The following is a 17,950-nucleotide window of genomic DNA, read 5'->3' as shown; positions in this document are numbered from 1 at the left end:
AAATACCCGGAGATGAGTAACAAGAGGTTAACGGGTGATACAGCAAAGTGCCACTGCCCCAAGTTAACTTTTGCGAACTAATACGAGGTAAATTGAGCTTTATCAGGTTTTGTTGGAATTTAATTTCTTTTCTTCCGCGCATTCTAAAAATAAATCTAACTTTGCTGGAAGCTAAAGGTTCCAGGAGGTAGCGCGCTCAATAAGAGATTCCCGGGATTGGGGAGAGTTCCCGGACAGCCCTGGATTATTGCGGGTAGTGGGAATGTTATAGAGAAGGTTTAAATAGTGGGGGCTCGGAGAGTCCCCACTCGGTGAATTTGTCGATTCAGATTCTGCCGCTGCGCTTTAGGCGCCAATAGGCCTCTACCAGAGACTGGTGCAAAAGCTCCGGCCTCGAGTCTACCACTATGACATTGTGTGCCTGCAAATGCTGAAGTAATTGCTCCCTGCGGCGCAGGAAGTCCCTCGCTGCTGCGCTGTTTACTGCACTATCAAAGTTCTGAATCGGCTGTTGCAGCAATTTGTCCACAGAAGTCTCCCGCAGACTGGCAATCATCACCAGGTGATTGCGCGACAGCAATTTGACTGCTGCTAGGAGTTCATCACTATCTTCATCGCGCAAGTTGGTAATCAGGATTACCAGGGCACGGCGTTTGTGGTGGGCCATCAGCTGTTGTGCGGCGCTAGTGTAATCTGCGCTACTGGTGCCAGAGTGGAGGTCGTAGACATTATTCAACAGTAGATTGATCGCACTCTCGCCTTTTACTGGCGGCAGCTGTCCACCACTGCTCTCCTGTGCCGCAGCAAATGCCTGCAAGCCGACCGCGTCCCCCTGTTTGATGGCGACATAAGCTGAAAGTAGCAAGCCATTGAGTGCGTGGTCAAAGTGGCTCAGCTCGCCGTCTTTAGCACGCATCCGGCGGCCGCAATCCAGCATGTAAATAATTTCCTGGTCGCGCTCGTCCTGGTATTCACGGCTGATCAGTTTGCGCAGCCGTGAGCTCGCGCGCCAATCCACTTGTCGCTGGCTGTCTCCCTGGCGGTATTCCCGCAGCTGACGAAAGTCCATGCCCTCACCGCGACGCTGCTGCTGGTGCAACCCCATCAGGCGCAGGCTCTGTTCGGTGGAGAGAGATTGCAGCGAGGAGATACCGAGAAAATTGGGATAGACCTTGACGGTCTGCTCCTGTCCCAACCATACCCTTGTCTGCCAGAGTCCCCAGGGAGAGTTGGCCAGTACCTCGATTCGTCCGAAAGAGGCGCTGCCGCGGCGGCGGGGTACCAGGTCGTACTCGATGGTGATTTCCTGGTCGGGGTTAAGTTGTGCGGAGCGCGGCAGCCCTGTCGATCCCAGTTGCTGTGGGATTGAGTCAGAAACCTGGAGTAATAGTGGGCGTGGGCCGGTATTGCGAAGTTTTAGCCGCGCAGTATTGCGTACGCCGAGGGCCAGGTTGCTCGATAGCCGCCGCAGCCCCTGCAGACCGTTTACACGGTAACCGGTGAGATAGTCCAGCAGGGTGGCAGCGATAAGCAGGGCGCTCGATCCCCACCAAAGGTTGCCAATAAATGAGCTGGCTTGCGGAAACCAAATTCGCGCTGTTGTAATTGCCAGAGCTGCCAGGCACCAATAGCCGAGCAGTTTGACCAGGCGCGGACTCGGGCCGGTGCGACCGCTTTGTGCTGGCGCTGCCTGTTGCTCTGTTGCAGCTACAGTCTGTGTCACAGCCGCGGCGCCTCAACACTGTCGATAATCATTGCCAGCGCCGTATCAGCGGTTTCACCGTCAATTTCCATATCTGGAGATAGGCCGATACGGTGGCGCATTACCGGGATGGCCATGGCCTTGATATCATCCGGCAGTACAAATTCCCGCCCCTGTAACAGCGCATTGGCGCGAGCTGCCTGCAGCAGGCCGATACTGGCGCGTGGGCCGGCGGGGCTGCGCAGCTGCGGTGATTGGCGAGTGGCGCGCACCAGCCGCACGGCGTAATTCAATACTTGTTCGTCCAAGCCCACCTGGGGCACCAGGGCTTGGAGCTGCTGTAATTCCTCGACAGTAATTTCCCCGGCCAGTTTTTCCTGCAGGCTGCGCTCAATTCGGCCACTGCTGGCGGCAGCGGCCAATTTCAGCTCCGCTTCGAGGCTGGGGTAATCGATTAGGACTTTCAGCAGGAAGCGGTCCAGCTCCGCCTCTGGCAGCGGGTAGGTACCTTCCTGCTCGATGGGGTTTTGAGTGGCGAGTACCATAAATGGGCTGGGTACTTTCAGTGCCTGGCCGTCGATAGTGACCTGCTTCTCCTGCATCACCTCCAACAGAGCGGCCTGGGTTTTGGCGGGGGCGCGGTTGATTTCATCCGCCAGCAGCAGGTTGGTAAATACCGGTCCGCGACGCACCTCAAAGCGGCTCTCTCCCATGTTGTACATGGCGTGGCCGGTAACGTCGGCGGGCATCAAATCCGGGGTAAACTGGATGCGGCGGAAATTGCCGCCAAAGCAGTTGGCCAGGGTGCGCACCAGAAGGGTTTTGCCGAGTCCGGGTACACCTTCGAGCAGTACGTGGCCAGAAGCCAACAGAGCTACGAGTACCTGGTCAACCACCTGCTCCTGGCCAATCAGCAACCGGTTGATATTGTTGCGCAGTATCTGAAGTTTGGCGGACGCAGCCTGCCAGTCAGGTGACGGGCCCGTGGTTTGTTGTTCTGGTTGAAGGGTGGTCTCGTTCATAGGACTGCCTCGATTCGCTGCAGATTACGCATGTGTTCAGTAAATGTTTCTTCGGTTGTGGGGGGCTTGCCCCACAGGGTTTCAACTATTAGCCGTTCATCCATACCAGTGGAGGCACAGAGCTTATCGCACAGTTTGCGTTTTTTAGTGACGTTGATATGGGTGGCGCCGAGGCGACGTAGAAGCTCTTCCCGGTGGCCGCGCAGCAGGGTTTCCCCCTGGTCGTCCTGCCAGTAGTAGTGGCCGCAGGCGGATATATGTTCTAGCAGAGAACGGCGGGATGCCTCTGGCTCCGGCTGCAAGGGGCCGAAGCGGCGCCCGTGTAGTAATAGCCAAGCGAGTAAGGCCAGTGCGCCGGCGAGAAAAAACTCTGCAGCGTATTGACGAGCAACCTTAGAAAGGGTTTCAAAGCGGGGGCGGGTGAGAAAGACAAACTCTCCTTCGCCGGCCAGCAATTGTAAGAAATAGGCGTGATCGAAGTGGCCAATACGCTGGGACTGCCACAGGGTGCTGTCAGTCATCAAGGTAATCACACCATTGCCGCGCTCGAACTGCATAAACGGTACGCCGACATCGCCGCGTCGTACCTTAGCCCAGAAAACAGGCCCACTGTCGATAGTCTCGTCATTAAATGAAGGATGGTAGAGCAGGTGGCTGGCATCGAGGTATAGCTGTATATCGCTGCCGCCCTCAACAGGCAGGGTTACCAGATCCTCCTCTGACACATCGGGGTTGCGAGACTCCTCTTGTTCCTCTGGCTCATCTTCTGTTTCGCCTTCGTCCAGTTTGCGATTGTGCTCTCGCATGGCATCGGCAGGGCTCTGCTCAGGCTCGAGTACGGCATCCTCCCCGAGCAGTTGCTCCAGGGTTTCTTGCAGTTCGAACTTACTGTGCCCCTCTTGGATAGAGACGTCCATGGATTCAAGTAGCCAATCGCGGTTTTCACTGCGCCTGGAGTCGCTGTCGAAGTTACCGGTGTAGGCTACAACGATGGCGTGGCCACCGCGTTCGACCCACTCGAGAAGCTCTTGGGCCTTGGTGGGGTTATAGACCTGGCTGGAGCTGCTGATAAACAGGGTGGCATCGGAGGATAGGCCTTGGAGTACAGATATATTATCCGCTTGGCGCGGTGCCAGTTGGACATCGGTGAGGTATCTCTCTGCTGCTAGGTAGGGATTTCGTCTGGCTTCCATGCTCCAGCCGTTATCGATCTCCTTGGAGTAGCGCTCGTAGAAAGTGAGGAATAGCCATACAAGTGCAACGCCACTTATGACCAAAGCTGCCAACAGAATTCTCTTAGCGGTCATTGCCAAATTCCTCCTGCCATTGGCTACAAAGTGAGCTTACCTGAGCCTCTTTTGGCGGCCGGTGGGCATAGGCAAGCTGCTGCCAGTTTGCAGTAAGCTCTTGTACAAATTGACTCAGGGCGGGACTTACTGGGCGCTGTACTTCATTCGGCTCCTGTTGCCTTACTTGTACCAGCTGTGCGCATTCATTTTCGGTAAGGTGATCGCCAAAATAAAACTCGAAGTCTTCAATCAGGTGAGAGAGGGTGGCGCGGTACAATAGTCCCAAACTGGCTCGCTTGTCTCCCTCTGTCCACAGGCGCATGACCTCCGCGCAAACGTCATCGGGCAGACTCGATTGGCGTACATCCAGGCCGAACAGGGTTTCGGGGACGGGCTGCTTTTTCTTTGGCTTAGGCTGCCATTTCAAGCTCTGAAGAATTTTATCGTGATGTCTCCAAAGCAGATAGCCCAGGCCGAATACCAAGCCAATCCAAAGCAGCAGCTCCAGGATTTTCGCAATTGTTGGGCCCCATTTAACTTCATCGTCAACTTCAGGCGTATCTTTAGAGTTCTCAAAAAGCCATTCGATAAAGTTAATTAACCACTCGGGGAACTTTTCTTTGACGGCTTCTGTTTCAGATTTGTGTTTTTTGCGCCAACCACTGATCTCTTTCATTTGATGAAAGTCATCGCCGGCGAGAATTTCGTCAATATGCTCTTGGGCCTGCTGCGGGGTTTCCAAAGATGCGGCGCTGGCGGGGGGCGCTGGAATTAATGAGCCAAAGGTGAGCCCGCAGATCAGGATTAGGGCAGCAGTGCTTGGTTTTCTTCTGCGGTGGGACTCCTGTTCACGCTGCTGGCGTTCCAGCAGGTCCCGAAACTGGATTTCTATATCCCAGCCTTCCAACTCGATACGACGGCCGATATAGAGGCAAAACCCACTGACTATATAGAAGGGGGCAACGGCTGCCATGACGAGTAAATACAGCGAGTAATAGAGCCATTTGACCCACAGCATATCCCCCTGGAATAAGGGAATCCAATCGATTCCTTCGACGTACTGTTCTGGGATAAACAGAAATACCAGCATCGATAAAGCAATAAGTAGGAAAGCTTCGATGTGGAAAAGCGTGAGCGTCAGCCAGGTGGCGGCCCCAGAGTGTTTGCGGTGCAGTACCCCAAGGCGCGAGGTACGGGCCTTGCCCGTGGATTGCTCCAGCACGGTAACTGGCATATCGAAAGAGCGTGTGGGGCTCAGCCGACGGAGGGTAAGCCACATAAACCAGTCGCGACGATTTTGGCTAAAGAAATGCTTCAATGCCTCACCAATGGATACCGGTGAGCCAAATAATGCGCGGCTGATCATAAACAGGGGCAGTCGATCAAATACGGGTTTCAGCCACCAAATAAAAAAGATGGAGAGCGTTGGTGACTCTGGAAAGAGCCAATAACACAAGACAAATAACGGTGCTGCAGGCAACAGGTAGACTATAAAAAGTTGCCACCAGTACTTTCGTGCCAGGGCGATACCGAGATCGACAGACTCCCAGGGAGAGCGCAAGCGGGCTCGCACAGCCAGATTCTTAATTTGCATGAGTTGCGCCCTCCCTGCGTCCCGCCAGGATAAAGTACGCAAAGACCAGTACCCAAAACAGGGCGCCTACCCCGAGCTTGATCGCAATCGGTGTGCTGGCACTGGAGGACCAGAAGGCTTCAAGGAAAGCGGCAATCACCAGCATCAGGAAAGTGCCGTACATAATCTTCATTGCTTCGACAGCGGCCAGGCGCAGTGCGACCGTGCGTCGGTGTTGGCCCGGATCCACTAGAGAGCGTCCCAGTATCAGACCCGCTGCTCCAGCCAGTACTATGGCGGTCAACTCAAAGGCGCCGTGGCCAATCACAAATGGGTAGAAGGTGGAGACAAAGCCCACCCGGGTGATATGCCCAAACGCTGCGCCAATATAGATGCCGTTAAACACCAGGAAGAAAATTGAGCCAAGGCCAAACAGTACACCGCCGGCAAAGGTGCGAAAGGCGATGCCAATATTGTTTTTGATATAAAAACCGAACATGAACAGGTCGGTATCAGAGCCGCGCTCGCGGCCCAGTACCCGGTTGCCCGGATCATACATGGATTCAAAACCCATAACCTGTTCCGGTGACATTACTGCGTACACCAGGGCATCGTTGTTGTAAGTGCCGATTCCCAGGATCAGGCCAGGTATTAAAAACAAAGCGGATGCCAGCAGTACTGCGCGGCTATTAGCGCGCACGGCTTGGGGAAAACCTGCCAACAAATAGTGCAACCATCCCTTGCGGCGCAAGGTTTCCTGGCGGTAGACACGGTGATGTGCCGCCATAACCAGCTGGTTGAGGTGGTCTATCAGGCGGTTGGTATATTGCCGCTCCTTAGCCATTGCCAGCTGCTGGCAAAGGTTGCGATAGGCGACGGGTAGGTCCAGGGCCGCAACTTCGGACTTGTTCCGATCCGCTTTCAGCCAGGCTTCTAATTGCTCCCAGCTGTCGCGGTAGCGATTCTCAAAGTCTCTCTGCTTCATAGGTAACTCTGCCTATCCCCTGCCACCGAGTAGCCAACTGCCTACGGAGCGCAGGTAGCTCAAGGCATCGCTGTCCCTTTTCCGAGTAATCGGCTCGAGCAGATTTGCGAGCTCTTGCTGACGCGCTTCGCTTAAATCCTGGTGGCGCTCCAAAAGGCTAACCAGTGCCTGTTGGTCTTGCTGGCGGAGGTTTTGCGGTGGTGGGAGCGGGGTAGTATCCGGCAGGGTAACTGGTGCCTTTTCCTCTTCGCGATAGACCACCAGGGTGGCTGCTGCCAGGTCGCCAAGGCGCTGGAAGTGACGCCCCAGTGTCATGCTTATTACGCCAGTGGCGTAGGCAAATGGCATAAAATCCGCGAAGCGTAACAGGTTGCGAACGATGGATGCTCCCCAGGATACCGGCGTAAGGTTGTCGTTGACCACCATTAGGCCAAAGGCCTTTTTGCCCGGTGTTTGCCCACCGCGTAAAACTTCAAAAAGCACCGGGTAAAACCACTCGAGAAGAAAGGCGCAGACGAGCCAGATGCCCGCACCGGCAAAGCCGGCAAATAGCAAGGCAAAGCCGATCGCGGCCAATATCAATGATCGATAAAACACATCCACTGCATACGCAAGGATACGTGGCACGGGCCCAGCGGCCCGCGCGCGCAAATCGATCCCCTCAGGTGTTTCGACGTTATAGGTGGTATCCAGCAAGCCACCGCTCCTGTCTGGTAGAGAAATTTAATTGTGATTGGGAACGCCGAAAACTTTTCGGTAGGCAACACCAAAAGCGATACTACAAAGGGGGATTGCCCAAATCAGGCCGATAAGCAGAGGAATGCTGCCAGCTAAAAAGATCAGTATCATAACAATTGCGAAACCAAGGAAGGCAAACCAGTTCTTAGTGATGGCTTTACGGGAGGTTTCCAGAGCCTCCCAGGGGCTCAGATTGCGATCGGCAATTAGGGGCATTGTCATCAGATAAGCAATCATTAGGTAAATACCCGGAATTATCAGCAATATCAGACCAACCCCAATTAGTAGATACATAACTATGGTCGCAAAGCCGAGAGGCACTATCTTGTCGAAATGAGCAAACACCTCGGTACCAGAAGTCTGCTCGTCGCGGGCGATCTTGATACCAATCATTGTCATACCCACCGCCAAGGGTGCGCCGGCAAAGGTCACGATCAGCTGAGAGAGAGCCTCGGCAAATGGGCCTGGGTTGCTGTCGGGGCTGAAAGCCGCAGTGCCGCCAGTAATTAAGGTGGCGACGATAGTAATTGCAATAATGGCAACGAAATAGAGCAATGCTCCCACCCAAACGGTGCCTTTATTACCACTCGTGCGTTGCCAAGCTTCGCTAAGAGTCTCCCCAATAGAAAACGAATAATCCCCGGCAATGCCCTTTTCAATAGAGCCTGAGTCGTCACTCACTGGGCTATTGGCCAAATTTGCTTCAGGGGCCTTATAGATGTCACTCATCCTGTTAGCTGTCCTTATTGAGATTTAGATTATTAATGGGGTGCAGAGTCTTGGGAGGGAAATATCTCATAGGCGGGAGTGGCGAACAATGCCACGCCAATACATTGGCAAATTAGGTGATACATCTTTCTCAGCATAAAATCCCCGGGGAGTGACTAAGGAATAGAATTGATGAAAAAAATACTGTGGATGAGCGGCCTGGTTTTGGTGTTGATTACCGCTGGGTATGTCGCCTTGCCGTTTTATTCCATCGAGCAATTGCAGCGTGCGGCGAAAATGGCTAAATCCGATCAGCCGCAGGTTAGAACTGAGAGTATCGACACGTTAGAGCATTATGTCGATTTTCCTGTTTTACGTGACAATTTAAAGATCCGCATACAGCAGCAACTTAGGAACTCCCTAAGTAATTCTATTCCTCAGGAATTTGATGAGTTACTGAGTGCTGGTGCAAATTTCTTTATGGATCCACTTTTACAACAGTTTATTACTCCTGAGGGCATTGCCGACCTTCTTCGTGGGGGAGAGGATCTGGAGGCATTTCAGCGGGAAATTTATCGACAGGGTAGTGAAACACCGGATATTTCCGGGAATGAGACTTCTGCAGCGGAAGAGAAAGAAGATTCCTGGCGGCGCATGGGGTGGCATTTTACCGACCTCAATCATCTGAGTGTTGAATATGGTGAGCATGGCCGGCCTGAATTGCGCCTGTTGATGCAACGCAATGGTCTGCGCTGGCAACTGGTGGATATCCAGCTAATTGGTGATAAAAGTGGAGAGAGTCAGGAATGGAGATAGAAAATTCAGTCAACGTCTTTGGCGATCCACTGGTGCCTTGTAGCCTGGACCCGAAGACAGGCTTCTTTCGCGATGGCTGCTGTAACACCTGTAAAGAGGATCTCGGTTCTCACACCGTCTGCGTTGCCGTGACTGATAAGTTCCTGGAGTTTTCCCGCAGTCGCGGCAATGATTTGAGCACACCGGTGGAAGAGTTTAATTTTCCCGGTTTAAAGGAAGGGGATCGTTGGTGTCTCTGTGCCGCGCGCTGGCTCGAAGCGGAGAAATTGGATATGGCTCCCCGAGTATTTTTACAGAGTACACATGTGAAGGCGCTGGAAATTATTCCTATGCAAACATTGCGTCGCTATGCGCTGGATTTGCTTTAGTTGATTGGGTGGATCAGCTTCTTGTCCACCTATTAACTCCCTTCAAATGGCGGCACGTCCCTGTGTCGCCACGTTACAAACAAGATAGCTACTCGGAACTTAAGAGGGCAGGAAGTCGATTGAGTAGTTTTTGGTAGTACTTTCAACGTTGGCAGAACCAAAATTGATCATGCGGATTCTCGCCAGCAACTTGCGTTCAAGTGCCGGGTTATTGAGCTCGCTCTCTACCAATTTGATCGACGCGATAGCCCCATTCGGTGCGATCACCAACTGTACGGTGAGCCTTCCCTGCAGAGTTGGGTCCCTGCGCAATGCGCGGTTATAGATCCCAATAATGGCCTCTTTATTGGCTTCCATTACACTGCGAATGGAATCGTCGGTACGTATGGATTTTTGCCCTCTGGCCTTGGCCACTGCTTCTTTGGCTGAACCTGTTGCCTGGGTACTTTGCACACGGGTGTTCTCACGACCGGCCAGTGAGACGCCACCGGTATCGCGACTCACCCTGCCAGCGGCAACGCCGCCGCTGGAGGCTTTTGACTTATCCGCGATCATACTGCGTTCTATTTTAGTGGCAGTAGCATTCCCCGAGCTGAGCTGGCCCCGGCTAATATCCGATGTATTAAAACTCTCGCGCATATCCAACAGATCATCGGCGAGTGCATTCAGGCCGCTATTGGCCGCTTTCTCCCGGGCCTGCTGTACTTTGGCAACCGGGGGATTTTCAACCTTGCGCGGCTTCTCCACAGGCTTGGGCTTGTCGGGTGTTTCCGCTTTCTTTTTGGGTTTCTCTTCGGGCTTTTTCTTTTCCTTGGGCTTCTTTTGCTCTTTGGGTTTCGGCTTTGGCTTGGGTTTTGGCAATTCCTTTTTTTCCAAAATCACTTTGGCCAGCTGTGGAGGTACCCTTTCGGCCTGCTCCCGGGTGAGTTCGGGTACTGGCGCCAGTGCAACGGCAATACCACTGATTGCCAGGGCTATCAGGCCACCGCGCAGTAATTTGATAAATCGCTGATCCTCCTCTCTCGAGGCGGACCAGGGAAGTACTGTTTCCTGTAGTTGCCAGGGGGCGTAACTAATGGTTGCTGTACTCATATCAGGATTCCACCCCCGAGGGATCTTCCGGCGCTGTTTGTTCTACGGCGAAAGACATATCGCGGAAATCTGCGGCTGCGCAGGTGTGCATGATCTGCTTCAGCAACTCATAGGGAACTTGTTCATCACCTAAAATAGTCACTGCTCGGCCCAGAGTTTTCTGGGCTTCGCTCAGCTCTCCCGCTCGTTCTGCACGGTATTTAAGCTCTGTTACCAGGGCCTCAATATTCTCTGCGCTGGGATCGATATCATCGATGTTGGCGATAAATCGGTCCCCGACAAACAACTGTTTATTGTTGACCCGCACTACAGTAGTCACCTCGGGTTTCTGTTGTGAGGTGGACTTGGGCAGTTTTATGGTTTTATCAGTCTGCAGAACCTGAACATCACTGGTTGAGTTCACCAGAAGGAAAAATACCAGGATGGTGAAGATGTCCATCAGTGATACCAGGTTCAGTTTTGATTGCTGCCTTTTTTGCCTTTGCCTGCGCTCTTGCAGTTTTGCAGCTGCATTTATCTTCATAGTTTGACCCCGCTATTTTGTCTGCTCCGGTGCATCGCCGAGAGATATCTGGGGGAACAGTTCTGCATCAACAACAGATGCGGCCACTACTGCCCGGTAGCTGCGCGCAGTATCCATGGCGGCGACCAGCGTTTTGTAAGGCGTTCCCTTTTCTGACAGGATCACCAGATCATCTTTGTCGATAGATTTTTCCCGCAATTGCCGTTTTATCTGCTGTAAAACGATAGATATCGTGGCGAAATCCGGTGAGTTTTCCTCGTGTGGGATGCGTTTAACCCGCTGCCCAGCGGGATAATTGATATCGACATACTGCGTGCGCAAAACGAGTTCGAGCTGGCGGTTTTCCTCCACACTACTGGAGCTTCCATCACTGATACCCGGCAGGTTCAGCTTGAGCACTGAGATATGGGAAAACACCATATTTAGCAGTAACACTGGAACCAAAATGGTCATCAAACTCATAAACGAGGTGATATCGAGTTCCGCTTCCTCATATCCACGCCGGCGAATATTTATGTTCAGCATGGCGGTATCCCTTAGCTGTTAGCGGTGCGTTGTTCCGCTTTCTGTGGGCGCCCCATGGTCAGCAGATTAAGGAATTTAACCCCGGCCATTTGCAAACTATCGACAATCTCATTGGTTTTATTTTGTAGCATTGAGTTAAACAACAGCAGGGGAATGGCAGAAATCAAACCGAATGCTGTAGTGTTCATCGCTACGGAAATACTGGTGGAGAGCATGGTCGCTTTTTCAGATGGGTCGGCACTGGCTACTGCGGTAAATGCAGCAATCAGACCCATAATAGTGCCGAGTAGGCCCAGCAGAGTGGCAATATTAGCGAGAGTGGCCAAGTAACTGGTGCGTTTTTCCAGACGGGGAACAGCTTCGAGAATACCTTCCTCAATAGCCAGGGCAATATTTTCCTCGCGCTTGGCAAATTGCAAAGTGTTGATGCCCGCTGCGGCGATACGGCCCATTGCTGCATCGCTGTCCCGGGCCAGCTGTAAGACACTTTGATAGCTGCGTTTTTGCAACATGGGCAATACTTGTTGATACGCCTTTTTATTGGCATTCCGCGCGCGTGATAAAAATATCCAGCGCTCTACTACCATTGCCAGTCCGATAACCAGGACTACCGCAATTGGGTACATGAAGGGTCCGCCATTTTGGAAAAAACGCAGCATCGCTTGAGTGAATTCCATGATTTAATTCTCCACAGATAAAGTTATAAATTTGTAGTGCAAAGGGAGAGCGATTGAGTTCCCACCCTTGGTGTATAAAGAGGGCCGCGGGACGTTGAAGCCTGCTGCGGCGGTTCCATGTCTTCGCTGTATAAATTCAGCAGCGCCGCTTCCATACGCCGCAAAAAATTATTTTTTATTTTGATGGGTCGGCCTAATCGGTTTTTTCCTGTTCAGCTTGTAACAGCTTTATTTCCCGCCGAAATTCCGAATATTCCTGATGTTCAAATACAGAGGAGAAAGTTTGCGGCAGAACGCTGTCGAGCCTTTGTAAACTGTCGGCTTGCTTCCAGGGAATGATATATAAAACCTTAGGTTGTTCCTGACTGCCAATTACAGTGGACTCCAGCGTTGTTATTTCCTCTGCTGTTGCGCCATATGCAAAGATAGACAGGCTCAGTATGAGCCTAGAAAATAATTTCATTGTTAAAGTCTCCGCTCCAGCTCGAGTATCCATGCACTGAGCAATTTATCCTGTTCAGTACCGGAATCTTGTGCTGCCATATAGTGCTGAAGGGCGCGCTCGGGTTGTTGCAGGTAAAGGTCGTAGAGGATTCCCAGGTTGCGGTGTGCATCGGCATAGTGTGGCCAACGCTCTATGGCCGCGTTGTAGTATTGCTCCGCATCTTCGAATCGCCCCCGGTCACGCATCAGCGCGGCGAGACGATTCCAGGCAAATACATTGTTATCGTTTACAGCAATGGCCTGTAGAAAGCTGCGCTCGGACTCCTCGTATTTCTCGCTGGAATGCTGCACGATTGCCAGGTTAAGCCAGGCTCCAGAGAGCTCCGGCCACTTTTCGGTAATTTGGAGCAGTTGCGATTCAGCTGCAGGTAAATCATTTGCCTGAAAATTCTGGCGAGCCAGTTCCATCGCCGCACGGGCCTGTTGCGGTACCCTTTTAACATCTCGCAAGTAGGGATTTTCTGTCAGTTGTTGCGCGGTGTCACTATCTGCGGGCGATATCGTCTTTTGCAGGCCGCTACATGCAGAGAGTAGAAAAACCAATAGCGCAGTAGTGAATAACCGTGCGATTGAAGATAATTTATGGGCGCTAAATTCAGTGCAGTGCATCACTCCACTCCAGGGTTTTTTCTTCTTTTTTGTAGCGTGCGGGTAACAGCTCTCCCAGTGAGTGGAAGCTGCGTTTAACCCAGTCGTCGTAAATACCCTCAACCGTGCGCTGGATATTGGCCTCGTGAAGTTCTATGGACTTCTCCTCAAAGGGATAGGCCTGTTCCTCCAGTAGAATTTCGTATTGTTCCAATTCCAGCTCGTTTAGGTTTTTAGGGCGCTGTGAGTCCATCAGGTCACGGCTGAGCTGTCGGTACACTTCTGCGAGGCGATAGTTTGCTTGAGGGGTGAATTCTGCGATGCCAAATTCCAGGACTTTGCGGTAATCTGCCACGGTGGTTTGCATGGCCCGCTTTTTATTAGCGAGACTGGTCTTTAACGGCAAGCGCAGTGCCAGTTCAGCAAATTTCGCATAACTTTGTTCCGCCAGTTCACTTTGAGAATAAGCGGCCAGGTAACGCCCGCGGGGTGACTGCAGCGAGTTCTGTGCAAGTTGTTGTAGCCAGTAATTCCGCTTGGTGGGCTTTTTGGTCTGAGCGTAGATTTCGACCAGCTGAAATTGCGCTTCCAGACGTTGCTCAGCGGGCTCTGGCCACAATTTGCTGTAGTTGCGATAGCTTTCAATAGCCCTGTTGTACTCACCGGCTTTTTGCAGGTTTTCTGCTGCCATAAACAGGGATTGACGGCGAACTTCCCGATCCGGATCTGTAGCGGCTAATTGCAGTAATTCTGAGGCGGCGGCCGCTGGCATTTCCAGAGCTTCAAAGATAACGATGGCTTTGGCAGCCAGTGTCGGCGTCAAGGTATGCGCGGGATAAAACTGGCGGAAATCAGCGAGTTCTGTGCTGGCGCGCTGCCACTGCCCTAATTGAATAAGAAAATTAATCGCATCGTATTGGGCGGTGGCCGCAACCTCTGTGCGCCCGCTATCGCGGATACGCAGCAGGTGATTGAGGGCTTCCTCACTGGGAGCGGCATCTTCACTCTCGCGCTGGGCCAAAATGATTTCTGCCTGGCGATAGATGGATAACTGCAATTGGCGCAATGCGTCTTTGCGCAGCTTATCGTCTGGCTGGTAGCCGAGCGCGCGGGTATAGGCAGCCTCTGCCTGGGGATATTGTTTCAGGGAAAAATGGCTGTGGGCCAGTATTATTGCAATACTTAGTTGCTGTTGCCTATTGGCTGGCGGTTGCCATTGATCGGCGTGCTCGGCAGCGGCGATGGCTTCGGCAAAGCGCGATTGTTGTAACAACTTATCGGCAGCGGCCAGCTGTACTGGCAGAGCTCTCGGGTCTTGGGGCCAGCTCTGTGCAAATTTCAGGCTCGCTTCGATATTGCGATCGAGCCACAGGATTTTCTGTTCCGACTCTTGATCCGGAATTTGTTCATACACTCTGGCTGCACTGAGGATGGCTCCGTAGCCGGCTTCGGCAGCATACTTGGGATCTTGGTATTCCCAGGCGACCTGGCTGTAAGCGCGCCAGGCGGCGGGGTGATCTGCAGCCTGCTCAAGACACTCCGCCATCAGGAAAACCATGGATGGTGTGCGTGGATCTTGTGGAAAAGTCTGCGCGTATTCCTGATATAACGCGGCGGCGCTGCGATAGGCACCCAGTGATTGTGCGCTGACAAGGCGACGTTCTTTCACCTTATTCGCGGGTAGTTTTGTGACTTGCTGAGCCAATTCCTGAGCGCGGGCGTGGTCAAACTGGGCCAATTCATACAGCCATGGTTGCAGGGTTTTGGCCAACTCCTGTTGTTGAGTTTCACCTGCTGCTTGCCAGTAATCACTGTTCACACCATAGCGACGCACAAAGTCCCGCTTCGTGGGCAGAACTTCTTTGTGTAGTCTCCCCGCTTGTAAGGTTTCAACGGCGAGAAGATGAAGCTGTGGGGCTTGCTGGGTTTGTGGGTAGTGATTGACGAATTGTAAAAAGGTATCGGCACTATTGCGGAACAACTCTTTTTCCCGATACCAGGTACCGAGTGCACTGTATAGCTGGTGCTGATAGGGACGTGGCTCTCCATTGAGGTTAAAAGACTCAATGGCTTCAGCACCTCCCAGGTAGCTGAAGTTTAATGCGAGCCCGCGCAGGCTGTCTTCACGCAGGCGCTGCCGCCCAACAGGGAGTTCCTCCCCCTGTTCCTCACTGTGCAAAATATCCAGCGACTGGAGAAAAATATCTGTGGATGCGCGGTAATTGCTCGATTTAAATTCTGACCAAGCCAGCATATAGCGAGCATTATCCGTAAATGGACTCTGCCCCTGCTTGAGCAATGCACGGAAATCTCGGGCGGCACTGGGGTAGTCTTTGCGATTGAATGCCGCCTCGCCACGGCGGAACAAGACTTCGCCGATAAACGGTGAGTCCGGTGCGCTACCGGCTATCTTTTCCAATGCCTGTAAGGCCGCGGGCATTTCCCCATCCAGTGCCCGCGCGCGGGCTAAGCGATAGAGAATGTAATCATCTTTTGGGCGCTGTGCAGAGAGACTTTGGTAATAATCGACCGCGCTGGAGTAGTCGACAATGGTATCCGGATTGTCGGACTGTTTTTGCTCCAGTCGTTCCATTTCCAAGTCAGCCAGGCGCAGATGGATTTGTTGCCGAACCTTGGGATCGGCGTGGCTCTCCAGTGCCGTGCGGTAACTTTGCACCAGGTTTTCCAACGCGATAGCGGTTTGCACGGGCGGACTTTGCGGTGCCTCTTCCTGGGAGCTGGGCGGGTTGGCACGGGGCAGGTCAGCCAGGGTTTGTACCGGTTGATTGCCGCAGGCTGTCAGGGCACAGCAAATACCAATAGCCAGGGAGCGCAGGGTAAACACAGCTGCCGGATGCGGGGCGTTATTCATTGTCTGAGGCCCCGGTATTATACGTGTCACTGTCAGCCTGAGAGGTTGCGGGGATCGCCTGCATTTCAGCGTCTTGCAGACGTGCGATAGCCAGGCGTGTGTGGGCCATATAATTGTGAATTTGCTGCTGCTCCCTACCCAGCTGGGCGATAACCTCTCGGCGCAGGTCGGCTTCAATCAATTCGCTGGCTCGACCAATCGCCGCTTGCTGAGCTGGAATTTCGTCACCGGCGGTGACCACCCGATAGGCTAGTTGGCGCAGTTGTGGCCCCCGCTGTGCTTCGGTATCTGTTTTCTTGCGTTGTTCCCGCCCCCTGCGTAACTGATCTTCGAGCAGCTGTAGGGATTTTCGCTGCTGCCACAACTTCTCGTGATACTGTTCGCTGGCTTGCCAAAGCAAAATCCCCCGGGCTTTCGCCAGGGTTTCCGCTTGTTGTTGGCTGGCTTTGCCGCTGTCCTGGATTTTTTTAAGACGTTCTTGAGCGCCGGTGAGAATTTCCAGTAATTCGAGGGTTTCACTTTGTTCATTTGGAGTGGCGGTGGTCGCCAATAAAGTGAGTGCGTCGCGCTCCTGTTCAATATGCTCGAGAGCTGCCCTCAAATGATCATATTGCTGTGTTGCCATCTGCAACTGCTGGTCAAACTGGGCGCTATTGTAGTTATCAATAATCGTTGTACGGCGCAGGTGACGCTCTTCGATAAGGTCGGCAAATTGGGGTAGTTTATCTTGCCAGGTCTGTAGGACCTGGGTGAGCTGCTGCAGATCGCGCAGCTCGGTGAGCCGCAATTGGAAGTGGTCACTTTGTAGGATTGGCCGCAGAAAGTGTTGGTTATCGCGCAATAGGGGAGAGGCCTGGGCCAGTTGTAACCAGCCATAGCGCCATGCCTCGCGCTGAACAGGATCATAGGCCAGCGGTTCCGTCGCCAGGTCTTGTTGTAACTGGTGTAACTCAGTAAGCGTTTCCAGGTAATAAGCTTCAGCGCTTTGATATGCTCTGAGGGCTACAGAGCGATTTTCCAGTTTTTCGTAACCATAAGGCAGGGCTACCATCGCTTCCCGTGCGGCGGGACTGTAGCGGTGCTTATCCAGTAAAAATTGCAGCGCGTCTATGCCCGCTTGGTAGTCTTCACCATTGATAGAGGACCAAGCCATCCCCAGGAGTGCGCGAGTTGCCCAGGGCGTGTTGAGGCGAACCCTGGAAAAGGCTTCTTTAGCTGCGCTGTGTTGCTCCGCAAGAGCCAGGGCGTACCCCATACCAATATGGGCTTTATCAATGAGTATGGGGATTTCAGATGAAGGAATATCAATTGTTTCTGCAAAATCAACAGCGACTTGATATTCGTGAATTGCTGCAGGCAATTGGCCGGACCTGGCAAAGGCAGCGCCTAAGTTGATATGTCCCAATAACTTTTCTGCAGGGTATAAATCACTGGTTTCCAGTAATTTTTGAGCCGTGGTGAGGTCTTTATTGCGCAGCGCTAAGTTGAGAGGTAGAGAGGACTCCTCGGCAACCCCTGATTTTTCCAAGTGTGCTGCTGCGCTGGCAAAATCACCGTTCAGGTAATTTAATTCGGCCAGCTTTAACCAGGCAGTGCGGCGATATTTTGGTGCAGCCGCGACATTACTCTGCTGCTCAAAAAGTTCAGCTGCTCGTCTATGTAAACCAAACCCGAGGCTGATCCCGCCCTCTATCAATGCGGCGTTATCCCGGTGAATTTGAATTGAATCCCGCTGCTGAGCAACCAGCAGTGTGCTCAGGGCATCAAAGTAATTCCCTTGAAAATACTCGTAAAGCGTAGCGCCATAAGCGAGGTCTTGAGCCCTTTGGTATTTTTGTGGGGTTCGCTGCTCATTGCTGGGACCGCTTGTTTCGGCCACAGTATCAGCTTCCTGAGCGCAAAGGTTACTTGCGGCAAGAGTGAGCGCCAGGGATAGGATGCGGGTAAAAGATGGGTAGTACATGGCTA

General features: G+C 52.8%; 17 protein-coding genes. 2 read left to right on the top strand and 15 right to left on the bottom strand.

The window, feature by feature from the left end:
- Window positions 1-325 precede the first annotated feature (325 nt).
- From ACJJIQ_RS19035 to ACJJIQ_RS19005, 7 genes are read right to left on the bottom strand one after another with little or no spacing between them, the layout of a single operon-like run.
- Entirely contained in the window at window positions 326-1,723 is a 1,398-nt protein-coding gene (locus ACJJIQ_RS19035; RefSeq protein WP_445362741.1) for a DUF58 domain-containing protein, read from the bottom strand.
- Window positions 1,720-2,724, bottom strand: coding sequence for an AAA family ATPase (locus tag ACJJIQ_RS19030; protein ID WP_445362740.1), 1,005 nt, complete (start codon window positions 2,722-2,724; stop codon window positions 1,720-1,722). Before ACJJIQ_RS19030 ends, ACJJIQ_RS19035 begins: the two co-directional genes overlap by 4 nt.
- Window positions 2,721-4,031, bottom strand: coding sequence for a DUF4350 domain-containing protein (locus ACJJIQ_RS19025; RefSeq protein WP_445362739.1), 1,311 nt, complete (start codon window positions 4,029-4,031; stop codon window positions 2,721-2,723). Before ACJJIQ_RS19025 ends, ACJJIQ_RS19030 begins: the two co-directional genes overlap by 4 nt.
- A complete protein-coding gene (locus tag ACJJIQ_RS19020; protein ID WP_445362738.1) occupies window positions 4,021-5,607 on the bottom strand; it encodes a DUF4129 domain-containing protein in 1,587 nt (528 codons plus the stop codon). The genes ACJJIQ_RS19025 and ACJJIQ_RS19020 overlap by 11 nt, the downstream gene beginning before the upstream one ends.
- Entirely contained in the window at window positions 5,597-6,571 is a 975-nt protein-coding gene (locus ACJJIQ_RS19015) for a stage II sporulation protein M (protein WP_444906957.1), read from the bottom strand. Before ACJJIQ_RS19015 ends, ACJJIQ_RS19020 begins: the two co-directional genes overlap by 11 nt.
- A 12-nt stretch (window positions 6,572-6,583) precedes the next feature.
- Window positions 6,584-7,267: an RDD family protein gene (locus tag ACJJIQ_RS19010; protein WP_444906958.1), complete on the bottom strand. Its 684-nt coding sequence runs from the start codon at window positions 7,265-7,267 to the stop codon at window positions 6,584-6,586.
- Between the two features lie 27 nt (window positions 7,268-7,294).
- Window positions 7,295-8,038 carry a DUF2189 domain-containing protein gene (locus tag ACJJIQ_RS19005; RefSeq protein WP_444906959.1) on the bottom strand — a complete coding sequence of 248 codons (744 nt, stop codon included), beginning with the start codon at window positions 8,036-8,038 and terminating at the stop codon, window positions 7,295-7,297.
- Between the two features lie 171 nt (window positions 8,039-8,209).
- Here ACJJIQ_RS19005 and ACJJIQ_RS19000 point away from each other — a divergent pair, with 171 nt between their 5' ends.
- Window positions 8,210-8,833, top strand: coding sequence for a DUF2939 domain-containing protein (locus tag ACJJIQ_RS19000; RefSeq protein WP_445362737.1), 624 nt, complete (start codon window positions 8,210-8,212; stop codon window positions 8,831-8,833).
- Window positions 8,824-9,201, top strand: a complete 378-nt coding sequence (locus ACJJIQ_RS18995) for a DUF2237 family protein (protein ID WP_413663688.1) — start codon at window positions 8,824-8,826, stop codon at window positions 9,199-9,201. The genes ACJJIQ_RS19000 and ACJJIQ_RS18995 overlap by 10 nt, the downstream gene beginning before the upstream one ends.
- A gap of 99 nt (window positions 9,202-9,300) precedes the next feature.
- On the opposite strand, the gene ACJJIQ_RS18990 is transcribed toward ACJJIQ_RS18995, so the two are convergent.
- The 8 genes from ACJJIQ_RS18990 to ACJJIQ_RS18955 all read right to left on the bottom strand — a co-directional run bounded on the left by ACJJIQ_RS18990 (window position 9,301) and on the right by ACJJIQ_RS18955 (window position 17,945).
- Complete coding sequence (locus ACJJIQ_RS18990) at window positions 9,301-10,293, bottom strand: AgmX/PglI C-terminal domain-containing protein (RefSeq protein WP_445362736.1); 993 nt, start codon at window positions 10,291-10,293, stop codon at window positions 9,301-9,303.
- Window position 10,294: 1 nt separating this feature from the next.
- Window positions 10,295-10,816 carry an ExbD/TolR family protein gene (locus ACJJIQ_RS18985; protein ID WP_445362735.1) on the bottom strand — a complete coding sequence of 174 codons (522 nt, stop codon included), beginning with the start codon at window positions 10,814-10,816 and terminating at the stop codon, window positions 10,295-10,297.
- 12 nt (window positions 10,817-10,828) lie between these two features.
- Window positions 10,829-11,341, bottom strand: a complete 513-nt coding sequence (locus ACJJIQ_RS18980) for a biopolymer transporter ExbD (RefSeq protein ID WP_444958889.1) — start codon at window positions 11,339-11,341, stop codon at window positions 10,829-10,831.
- Window positions 11,342-11,352: 11 nt separating this feature from the next.
- On the bottom strand, window positions 11,353-12,018 hold the full coding sequence (locus ACJJIQ_RS18975; RefSeq protein WP_445362734.1) for a MotA/TolQ/ExbB proton channel family protein: 666 nt from the start codon (window positions 12,016-12,018) through the stop codon (window positions 11,353-11,355).
- 193 nt (window positions 12,019-12,211) lie between these two features.
- Complete coding sequence (locus tag ACJJIQ_RS18970; RefSeq protein WP_444915257.1) at window positions 12,212-12,481, bottom strand: hypothetical protein; 270 nt, start codon at window positions 12,479-12,481, stop codon at window positions 12,212-12,214.
- 2 nt (window positions 12,482-12,483) lie between these two features.
- A complete protein-coding gene (locus ACJJIQ_RS18965; protein WP_445362733.1) occupies window positions 12,484-13,131 on the bottom strand; it encodes a tetratricopeptide repeat protein in 648 nt (215 codons plus the stop codon).
- Window positions 13,118-15,982: a tetratricopeptide repeat protein gene (locus tag ACJJIQ_RS18960; RefSeq protein WP_445362732.1), complete on the bottom strand. Its 2,865-nt coding sequence runs from the start codon at window positions 15,980-15,982 to the stop codon at window positions 13,118-13,120. The genes ACJJIQ_RS18965 and ACJJIQ_RS18960 overlap by 14 nt, the downstream gene beginning before the upstream one ends.
- Window positions 15,975-17,945: an ATP-binding protein gene (locus ACJJIQ_RS18955; RefSeq protein ID WP_445362731.1), complete on the bottom strand. Its 1,971-nt coding sequence runs from the start codon at window positions 17,943-17,945 to the stop codon at window positions 15,975-15,977. The genes ACJJIQ_RS18960 and ACJJIQ_RS18955 overlap by 8 nt, the downstream gene beginning before the upstream one ends.
- Between the last annotated feature and the right edge of the window lie 5 nt (window positions 17,946-17,950).

The sequence above is a fragment of the Microbulbifer maximicatervae (SeqCode) genome (assembly GCF_052468295.1).
This window is presented reverse-complemented; position numbering and strand designations above follow the sequence as displayed.

Coding starts and splice junctions, on each gene's coding strand:
- ACJJIQ_RS19030 (WP_445362740.1), bottom strand. CDS start 2,724: ATGAACGAGACCACCCTTCAACCAGAACAACAAACCACGGGCCCGTCA.
- ACJJIQ_RS19025 (WP_445362739.1), bottom strand. CDS start 4,031: ATGACCGCTAAGAGAATTCTGTTGGCAGCTTTGGTCATAAGTGGCGTT.
- ACJJIQ_RS19020 (WP_445362738.1), bottom strand. CDS start 5,607: ATGCAAATTAAGAATCTGGCTGTGCGAGCCCGCTTGCGCTCTCCCTGG.
- ACJJIQ_RS19015 (WP_444906957.1), bottom strand. CDS start 6,571: ATGAAGCAGAGAGACTTTGAGAATCGCTACCGCGACAGCTGGGAGCAA.
- ACJJIQ_RS19005 (WP_444906959.1), bottom strand. CDS start 8,038: ATGAGTGACATCTATAAGGCCCCTGAAGCAAATTTGGCCAATAGCCCA.
- ACJJIQ_RS19000 (WP_445362737.1), top strand. CDS start 8,210: ATGAAAAAAATACTGTGGATGAGCGGCCTGGTTTTGGTGTTGATTACC.
- ACJJIQ_RS18995 (WP_413663688.1), top strand. CDS start 8,824: ATGGAGATAGAAAATTCAGTCAACGTCTTTGGCGATCCACTGGTGCCT.
- ACJJIQ_RS18990 (WP_445362736.1), bottom strand. CDS start 10,293: ATGAGTACAGCAACCATTAGTTACGCCCCCTGGCAACTACAGGAAACA.
- ACJJIQ_RS18985 (WP_445362735.1), bottom strand. CDS start 10,816: ATGAAGATAAATGCAGCTGCAAAACTGCAAGAGCGCAGGCAAAGGCAA.
- ACJJIQ_RS18980 (WP_444958889.1), bottom strand. CDS start 11,341: ATGCTGAACATAAATATTCGCCGGCGTGGATATGAGGAAGCGGAACTC.
- ACJJIQ_RS18975 (WP_445362734.1), bottom strand. CDS start 12,018: ATGGAATTCACTCAAGCGATGCTGCGTTTTTTCCAAAATGGCGGACCC.
- ACJJIQ_RS18970 (WP_444915257.1), bottom strand. CDS start 12,481: ATGAAATTATTTTCTAGGCTCATACTGAGCCTGTCTATCTTTGCATAT.
- ACJJIQ_RS18965 (WP_445362733.1), bottom strand. CDS start 13,131: ATGCACTGCACTGAATTTAGCGCCCATAAATTATCTTCAATCGCACGG.
- ACJJIQ_RS18960 (WP_445362732.1), bottom strand. CDS start 15,982: ATGAATAACGCCCCGCATCCGGCAGCTGTGTTTACCCTGCGCTCCCTG.
- ACJJIQ_RS18955 (WP_445362731.1), bottom strand. CDS start 17,945: ATGTACTACCCATCTTTTACCCGCATCCTATCCCTGGCGCTCACTCTT.